This window comes from Lactococcus ileimucosae (assembly GCF_943193185.1).
Classification (GTDB): Bacteria; Bacillota; Bacilli; order Lactobacillales; family Streptococcaceae; genus Lactococcus; species Lactococcus ileimucosae.
Genome location: NZ_CALPDE010000025.1, coordinates 19,958 through 27,302, shown reverse-complemented (window position 1 = coordinate 27,302; position 7,345 = coordinate 19,958). Strand labels below are relative to the sequence as shown.

General features: G+C 38.9%; 9 protein-coding genes. 1 reads left to right on the top strand and 8 read right to left on the bottom strand.

Annotation, left to right across the window (positions count from 1 at the left end; translation table 11 throughout):
* Nucleotides 1-519: 519 nt before the first annotated feature.
* From bsh to NFR51_RS09470, 8 genes are all read right to left on the bottom strand, one after another.
* A complete protein-coding gene (gene bsh, locus NFR51_RS09505; RefSeq protein ID WP_251713438.1) occupies nt 520-1,494 on the bottom strand; it encodes a choloylglycine hydrolase in 975 nt (324 codons plus the stop codon).
* 315 nt (nt 1,495-1,809) lie between these two features.
* Nucleotides 1,810-3,435: a chaperonin GroEL gene (gene groL / locus NFR51_RS09500; RefSeq protein ID WP_251713437.1), complete on the bottom strand. Its 1,626-nt coding sequence runs from the start codon at nt 3,433-3,435 to the stop codon at nt 1,810-1,812.
* 29 nt (nt 3,436-3,464) lie between these two features.
* Nucleotides 3,465-3,746 (bottom strand): co-chaperone GroES, encoded by a 282-nt coding sequence (gene groES, locus NFR51_RS09495; protein ID WP_202230133.1) that lies wholly within the window; start codon nt 3,744-3,746, stop codon nt 3,465-3,467.
* Between the two features lie 138 nt (nt 3,747-3,884).
* Complete coding sequence (locus NFR51_RS09490; protein WP_251713436.1) at nt 3,885-4,088, bottom strand: ClbS/DfsB family four-helix bundle protein; 204 nt, start codon at nt 4,086-4,088, stop codon at nt 3,885-3,887.
* 315 nt (nt 4,089-4,403) lie between these two features.
* Nucleotides 4,404-4,793, bottom strand: coding sequence for a single-stranded DNA-binding protein (locus NFR51_RS09485; protein WP_251713435.1), 390 nt, complete (start codon nt 4,791-4,793; stop codon nt 4,404-4,406).
* 71 nt (nt 4,794-4,864) lie between these two features.
* Complete coding sequence (ytpR, locus tag NFR51_RS09480) at nt 4,865-5,488, bottom strand: YtpR family tRNA-binding protein (RefSeq protein WP_251713434.1); 624 nt, start codon at nt 5,486-5,488, stop codon at nt 4,865-4,867.
* The gene (locus NFR51_RS09475; protein ID WP_251713433.1) at nt 5,485-5,811 is read right to left on the bottom strand and encodes a thioredoxin family protein; all 327 of its coding nucleotides are present in this window, start codon (nt 5,809-5,811) and stop codon (nt 5,485-5,487) included. Before NFR51_RS09475 ends, ytpR begins: the two co-directional genes overlap by 4 nt.
* Entirely contained in the window at nt 5,808-6,095 is a 288-nt protein-coding gene (locus NFR51_RS09470) for a hypothetical protein (RefSeq protein ID WP_251713432.1), read from the bottom strand. The genes NFR51_RS09475 and NFR51_RS09470 overlap by 4 nt, the downstream gene beginning before the upstream one ends.
* Before the next feature lie 151 nt (nt 6,096-6,246).
* Between NFR51_RS09470 and pepA the strand changes: the two genes are divergently transcribed.
* Nucleotides 6,247-7,314: a glutamyl aminopeptidase gene (gene pepA, locus NFR51_RS09465; RefSeq protein WP_251713431.1), complete on the top strand. Its 1,068-nt coding sequence runs from the start codon at nt 6,247-6,249 to the stop codon at nt 7,312-7,314.
* The last annotated feature ends 31 nt before the right edge of the window (nt 7,315-7,345 follow it).

Genomic DNA, 7,345 nt, shown 5'->3' with positions numbered 1-7,345 from the left:
TGTTACGTTTACTTTCTGAGTCTATAGTATAAAAAAAAAAGGTCAAATGAAATGAGTGTTTGATGAGAAAAGCGAGGAAGACTTTCACTTAACCTTGCTTTCAGCTTCCGTAACCAGCGCCTGAAAAGTGGACAAAAAAGAAGCCCCTGCTTAGGCTGCTCTTATTATATACCCTATATAAAAAGCTATAATGCTGCACTTTTACGTGACACTTCAAAAATAATTTTTCACTTACTCTTTCGTAGATTTACGCACTTTTTGCTACTAAAAAATCCCCACCGAAGCAGGGACACCTATAAGAACAGACTTTTATTATAACATAAAAGAGCGCCGCGAAACTACGACGCTCTCAATCTATGAATAATATGTTTGCCGCTCACTTAAGCAAAGAGACGACCTTGGATGTTACTGGTGTAGCTTATGGCTCCAAATATATTCTGACATCTGTTTTTTTTTTACTTTTCAAGCGCGAATCTGAATTTTTTCATTTAGAAAAAATTTACCAACATTCTACATAAACTAATTGACATAGTTAATTTGTTGCTTTTCTACCAGAGGATACTTCACTATTTGATTACCATTCAGGTCCTCTTTAAACATATCTAAAGCTGTAATTTGGCTATTTTCATATGTTCGATAATAATAGATTCCTTTATCCGCATTGCAGCAGGATGAATATACTGTGTATTCGTATTTTTCATCTCCTACGTCACACAGGCCTCTTTGTTGCTCCACTGAACCTAATATATGGAAAAACTGGCTAATACTTTCATCTTCTGAATGCCCTGACACTGAATTTAATTTTGCAAAAGTTGCTCGAACAAATCTAGAGGTTGAAGAAAGATCCCCAGGTAAGCCTATTCCTCCCATACCTCGACTATAAACCTCTAAATCCACTTGGTTTGAAAAATTATTTTTAGGGGTCATGCTCGATAATGCACGATAGTTATTCAAATTAAAGAGTTGATAATCAAAAGAAGGATTATTTGTTAAAACGCCTACAGGATTATCGTATATATGAAGCCCATCCTCCATGCTTTCAATGACGATTGATTTTTCCTTATCTGCCAACAGCCAATGTAACGGTGATAGAGGAAGTTTCTCACTAAAATTAATATTGACTAAATTTATAGTATTTAGAAGTTTTTTTGCTTCATCTACAGTCGTACACTGCCCTAAAATGTATGGAATAAACTCGAAAGGCGAAACATTTTCTTTTCCTTCCTCATATTCATTATAGTATGCGTAACCAGCAAAATTTAACCCAGCCATACATAGCCCTTTTTCATTCATGGCATCATAGTAAAGAGGATAGTCTGCTATTCCTGCAGCTATTCCAATCATTGCATAATGAGTATTTAAATTTTCTATTTTTCGAAAATCTAAGATATAATTTCTCGGAGTAATAGCTACAACTTCATTATAAGATATTTCATAGTCAAAATTTCTTCCAAAGTAATGATCTTTTGTCACGTATGTAATTGATGTACACATAATTCCCTCCAAATTCTCAACTTAATACTAGATATCGTGCTTATTACACTATACCCATTCAATTTCAATAGACAAAAACATTCCTTGCACAAAGTTTCCACATTTTCTACAGCATGAAGAAAATTCTAAGCAATTCAATCATATTATAGTAGCCATTCTGCCTTATGTCAAGAAGTTTCTCCTATTACAAAAAAGATTAGGCACATGTAAAATAAGAGTTCTTCTACTCAGAGATTACCATGTAAATATCTCTGAGGAAAGAATCTCTAGACGATATAAAAAGAACCCTTATCATCAAAGGACTCTTTTATAATATTACATCATGCCACCCATCATTGATGGATCCATAGCTGGAGCAGCTGGACTCGCTGGCTCTGGTTTATCTGCAACAACTGCTTCTGTCGTCAAGATAAGACCTGCTACTGATGCAGCATTTTGAAGTGCTGAACGTGTTACTTTTGCGGGATCCACAATACCTGCTTCAATCATTTGCACCCACTCACCGGTAGCCGCATTGAATCCGACACCCTTTTCTGCAGATTTGAGCTTGTCAATGATGACTGAACCTTCATAACCAGCATTGGCTGCAATTTGGCGTACAGGCTCTTCAAGTGCACGGCGAACGATTGTCACACCTGTTTGTACATCCCCTTCTTCTTCCAGAGCATCAAGAGCAGAGAGGACTGTTACAAGAGCAGTACCACCACCAGCGACGATACCTTCTTCTACAGCTGCACGTGTTGCATTAAGCGCATCTTCGATTAAAAGTTTTTGTGCTTTGAGTTCAGTTTCTGTAGCAGCACCTACTTTAATCACAGCGACACCGCCAGAAAGTTTTGCTAAGCGCTCTTGAAGTTTTTCACGGTCAAATTCAGAAGTTGTTTGTTCAACTTGAGCTTTGAGCGTAGCTACACGTGTTGCAATTGCATCTGCTGAACCAGCTCCTTCAACAATTGTTGTGTGTTCTTTATCGACAGTGACTTTGCTCGCTTGTCCAAGGGCTTCTAAACCTGCATCTTTAAGTTCCAAACCAAGTTCTTCTGTAATAACAGTCCCACCTGTAAGGATAGCTAAATCTTCAAGTTGTGCTTTACGACGGTCACCAAACCCTGGTGCTTTGACAGCAACGACATTGAAAGTACCACGAATCTTGTTCAATACAAGAGTTGGCAAAGCTTCACCGTCAACATCATCTGCTACGATAAGCAAAGGACGGTTTGTTTTCAAGATTTGTTCAAGTAGAGGTAAGATTTCTTGGATATTTGAAATTTTCTTGTCCGTAATCAAGATGTATGGATTATCAAGGTTAGCAACCATTTTTTCATTGTCTGTTACCATGTATTGAGACAAGTAACCACGATCAAACTGCATACCTTCTACAACTTCAAGTTCAGTTTGCATACCTTTTGACTCTTCAATAGTGATAACACCGTCATTGCCAACTTTTTCCATGGCATTGGAGATGTACTCTCCAACTTTTTCAGAACGAGAAGACACAGCTGCAACTTGTGCAATAGCTTCCTTACCAGATACTGGGATAGCCAATTCTTTAAGTGCTTTTACAGCTGTTTCAGTAGCCAACTCAATACCACGACGAATTCCCACAGGGTTAGCACCAGCAGTTACGTTTTTCAATCCTTCACGGACAATAGCTTGTGTCAAAACTGTGGCTGTTGTTGTTCCGTCACCGGCAACATCATTTGTTTTTGAAGCAACTTCACTGACCAGTTTTGCTCCCATATTTTCGAAATGATCTTCTAACTCAATCTCTTTTGCGATAGTTACACCGTCGTTAGTGATAAGTGGGCTTCCGTAAGATTTTTCAAGAACAACATTACGACCTTTAGGACCAAGTGTTGTTTTTACTGTATCTGCTAAAATATCAATACCACGAACCATTGCTGAACGTGCATCTGATGAAAATTTAATATCTTTTGCCATTTTTTTACTCTCTCCTGTCTTTATTTTCCTTAAACAATCGCAAGAATATCAGATTCCTTGATAATCAAGAAATCTTCGCCTTCAAATTTTACATTCGTACCCGCAAATTTTTCAAAAAGAACTGTATCACCAACTTGTACTGTAGGTGCAATAACTGTTCCATGATGAGTTGTTTTGCCCGGACCTACTGCTACTACTTCTGCAATCTGTGGCTTTTCTTGAGCCGCTGAGGCCAAGACAATACCCCCTAAAGATTTTTCTTCTTCCTCTTTTATACGCAAAACAACGCGATCTGCTAAGGGTTTCAACATGTTATTCCTCCATTTTTGTTTTATTTTAGCACTCTTTAAGTTTGACTGCTAATCTATATCTCTTATTTTACCGCGAAGGTCAAAATTAGTCAAGAAAAAAATCTCTTTTTTCTCTCTTTAGAACCTTTTCTTATGAAGTCATAAATCCCTCAAGCTCCAAGCATAGTGAGAAGCAAGAGAAGACTGAAAATACTGCTCCAAACTTGTCGTTCCAGTCCACGAATAGAAAGGCTTTGTGTAGAGCTCTTTATCGGAAAATTGTCGCAAGAGCGTAAGCGTTTCTTCATGACTTATAGACTTTTTCTTGATTACTTTATGGGAAGTTTCTTGATGTTTTTCCAAAAATATTGGTTCATCTCCTTGTAGTTTTCCAACTATAAGGAGAGGGTAAAAAGTGTGGCTTTTTCTCGGCTTGATTACTCTTTATAGAGTTTTGTACAAGTGGCTGCTACTCATAAAAAGGCGTAAAGACATCTCGTCTATTTTTGTCCCATTCCTAACTTTGCTTCCTCACCTCGTTCATGCCCAAATTTAAAGTTGCTTTGTTGAGCTTCAAGAAAGGCTTATTCAACCAAGCCACATATTTTATTCCAGTTTTCTTCTGAAAAGAAGATACGTCCTCCCTTTGTTTTTGCTAAGAAAAATGTCTTTTCAATGTCAAAAGGGAAGTTCTTCTTCTTTCAAATCTAGGGACTCACTTTCTACATTTCCCTGTCGCATGGCGACTGTTGCACGGCTCTCCAAAAGATCAAAGTTTTTAACCAAGACTTCTGTCACATAGCGTTTCTGCTCCTGTTTATCAAGATAAGTTCGCGTTCGTATTTCGCCTTCAACCGCAAGCAAAGCTCCTTTTTTAGCATAAGATGCACAATGTTCAGCAGCTCTTTCCCAAAAAACTAGGGAAATAAAGTCCGCCTCCTTCTCACCTTCTGCATTTTTGTAGCGCCTTTTAACTGCTAAATTTATCCTAAGCAAACTCTTATCATTTGTCGTTTTACTTAGCTCTGGATTTGCAACAAGCCGCCCAATAAGTAGTGTTTTATTCATTGTTTTTACCTCCTGTTATAATAACACGAAAAAAGATTCCAGCTTTCACTGAAATCTCCTTCTTTATTTTTTTAAGCTTGCCACATTGTTTCTGGATCAAAGGCTGTACCAGCTGTTACATCTGTTTGTAAGTCAATAATTCCACGAACTTGTGGCGCATTTGGTAAATCAAGCTCACGCGCTGAACACAACATACCAAAAGAAGTTACACCACGCAAAGCACCAGGCCAAATCAGACTTCCTGAAGGCATCATAGCACCTGGTAAAGCTGCAACTGTTTTCATACCAACAAAGGCATTAGGTGCGCCACAAACGATTTGTACAGGCTCCTCTAATCCCACATCTACTTGGCATACATGTAAATGATCGCTGTCCTTATGATCTTCCATTGTGAGAATCTCCGCCACAACAAACTTGGGCTGTCCATCATATACAAGTTGCTCTTCAAACCCTGCTTTACTCAATCTTACGTTAAGCTCTGCAACCTGTGCTTCAGTCAAAGCGTTCTGACCTTGGGCCAAATCTGGCCACTTTTCTTTAACATTAAAAATATTCCAAGCCACTGTTTGCCCAGTATCTTCACGAAAGACACGCGCAACATCCGCCTTACGTTCGTAATTTACATCCGCTCCCTCATTGTTTGCCACAATAAGCATGAGGACATCACCCACATTTTTATTATACGTTGCAATCATTTTCTTTCTTCTACACCCTTCAAAAATTCACTCACTTCTTCTTTTGTTTTACGTAATTTATTAACCAAACGGCCTGTTTCCTTGCCATTTTCAAGTGTTACAAAACTAGGAATACCCATGATTCCCCATTCGATAGCCAAGTCCATAAATTCATCACGATCAACTTCTACAAAGTTAAAATCTGAAAACTCTGCTTCGAGTTCTGGCATTTTTGGCTTGATGAACGTACAGTCGGGACACCAGCCTGCAGTAAAGAACAGCACATGCTTGCCATCTGATTTAACAATTTCAGCAAGTTCTTCGTAATTTTTTGGAATAATCATAAGTACTCCTCTCCTAACTCTGTAATTTTCAAGGTTTCTCCATCAATTTCAAAATTGATATTTTGGTTTTCTCCAACAACCACACCGCCTTTATAAATAGCTCCTCGATCAGCTTCTTCAAAAAGCCACACCACTTGAATATCTTGATCAGCAAAAGATTTGCGTACAGCTTCAATAAGCTCCCCACGCAAATTTTCCTCAATATGTTTGTAGCCTCGGTAGAGAATCTGCGCACCAGCTATAGCAGCAAGTAAACCCAAGCCAACTTTAAAATATTTTTTCATATAAAAATTTTAACATAAAATCTTTCATATTAATACTTATAATTACTGATTCCTTCCTCTTGTGTCAGTTACAGTCCTCCTAACAATATGTTGTCATATGTCAGCTTTAAATGCTACAATAAGGAAGTATAAAAAACCAAAGGAGCCTCACATGACTTTATTTAGCAAGATTAAAGAAATAACTGAAATCCAAGCGACCAGCGGCTATGAAGCCCCAATGCGTGATTATATGCGCACACGCATGGTTGAGCTAGGATATAGCCCTGAAACCGATGGTCTTGGAGGCCTCTTTGTCACAAAAGAAAGTCAAATAAAAAATGCTCCACGCGTGATGATTGCTGCGCATATGGATGAAGTTGGTTTCATGGTTTCCTCCATCAAATCTGACGGAACTTTTCGCGCAGTCTCTCTTGGTGGATGGAACCCCTTAGTTATCAGTGCCCAACGTTTCACTCTGTTTACACGTGATGGCAAAAAGATCCCTGTCGTTACTGGTGGTTTGCCCCCACATCTTTTACGCGGTGCTTCCGGAGCACCCACCTTGCCACAAGTTGAAGACATTATCTTTGATGGTGGTTTCATGAACAGAGAGGAAGTTTTAGAATTTGGGATACGTCAAGGGGATGTTATCGTCCCAGAAGCTGAAACTATCTTAACTGCCAATGGCAAAAATGTTATCGGCAAAGCTTGGGATAACCGTTATGGTTGTCTTATGGTTCTAGAACTTTTGGACTACCTTAAAGATAAGGAATTGCCTGTTACATTAATTATTGGCGCAAATGTCCAAGAGGAAGTTGGTCTGCGCGGCGCTCATGTTTCAACACGAAAATTCAGACCTGAACTTTTCTTTGCTGTGGACTGTTCACCTGCAACAGATACATTTGCTAATGACAACGGTCGTCTAGGTGCAGGCTCACTGCTCCGTTACTATGACCCAGGACACATCATGCTTCATGGTATGAAAGATTTCTTGCTCAATACAGCAGAAGTCAACGGCATTAAGACACAAGCCTACATCTCCAAAGGCGGCACCGACGCTGGTGCAGCCCACTTGCAAAATGAAGGCATACCTTCAACAACAATCGGCGTATGTGCACGTTACATCCACAGTCATCAAAGTATCTTCAACATTGATGACTTCATAGAAGCTCAGAACTTTATTCGTGCCATTGTGACATCACTTGATAAAGAAAAGATTTCAAAGATTAAAAACTATTAGTTTACAAAGAGGCAGCCGCCTCTTTTTAGCG